The sequence below is a fragment of the Micromonospora sp. NPDC049101 genome (assembly GCF_040648675.1).
In the GTDB taxonomy this organism is placed as follows: domain Bacteria; phylum Actinomycetota; class Actinomycetes; order Mycobacteriales; family Micromonosporaceae; genus Micromonospora.
In genome coordinates this window covers 1-1,022 of sequence record NZ_JBEZED010000074.1, presented here as the reverse complement: position 1 = coordinate 1,022, position 1,022 = coordinate 1, and the positions used below count along the sequence as shown (strand labels likewise).

Here is a 1,022-nt window from a genome sequence, read left to right as displayed (position 1 = left end):
ACCACCACATCCGGCACCACACCACCAGACACCGGCCACCCACCCACCGACACACCACCCACCACCGGCACACCCACCACCACCGGCACCACCTCAAGCAACGGACTGGCCGATCCGAGCTGCTCGGGGAGCGGGCGCATGACGACGGACTCCGCCGTCAGCACCGGGTGCCCGTTGCCGTCGGCGACCTCGACGGAGAAGACACCCTCCTCGCCGTGGACGAGTCGCGCCCGGAGCGTGGTGGCGCCCGTCGACCGGACGGACACCCGCTGCCACGCGAAGGGCAGTCGAGCACGGCCGGTCATGTCGAGGACCAACGGCTGGAGCGCGGTGTCCAGCAGGGCGGGGTGCAGCACGTAACCGTCGGCCGGGAGGCCAGCGGGGAGGCTCACCTCGGCGTACCACACGTTGTCCTGGCGCCAGGCCGCCTGGAGACCGTCGAACGCGGGGCCGTACTCGTAGCCACGGGCGACGAGGGTCGCGCGTACCTCCGTCAGGTCGAGCGGGGTGGCGTCCACGGGCGGCCAGGGCAGCGGCTCCGGGGTCGTACCGTCGCCGTCGGCGAGCACGCCGGTGGCGTGCCGGGTCCATCCGGTCGCGTCCGCGGCCCGGGAGTGCACGGCGAGGGCGCGGCGGCCGGAGGCATCCGGGGCGCCGGCGGTGACCTGGACCTCGATGGTCCCGGTACCCGGGAAGACGAGCGGCGCCTCGAGCATCAACTCCTCGACCAGGGCGCAGCCGACCTCGTCGGCCGCCCGCACGGCCAGCTCGACGAAGGCGGTGCCGGGCAGCAGGACCGCCCCGGCAACCCGGTGGTCGGCGATCCACGGCAGACGACCGGTGGAGAGCCGACCGGTGAAGACCACTCCGTCGGAGTCGGCGAGCCGGGTGGGAGCTTCGAGCATCCCCTGCCCGGTCCAGGTGCCGTCGAGCCAGTAGCGGTGGCGTTGGAACGCATACGTCGGCAACTCCACCCGCGGCGCCGACGGGAACATCACCGACCAATCCGGCGACACCCCATG

1 protein-coding gene is annotated in these 1,022 nt (G+C 73.2%); it reads right to left on the bottom strand.

All coding sequences use genetic code 11. From position 1 onward, the window contains the following. Positions 1-995 (bottom strand): polyketide synthase dehydratase domain-containing protein (locus tag AB0B57_RS36820; RefSeq protein WP_357081107.1); only part of this gene is annotated, 995 nt, incomplete at its 3' end. Positions 996-1,022: the final 27 nt, after the last annotated feature.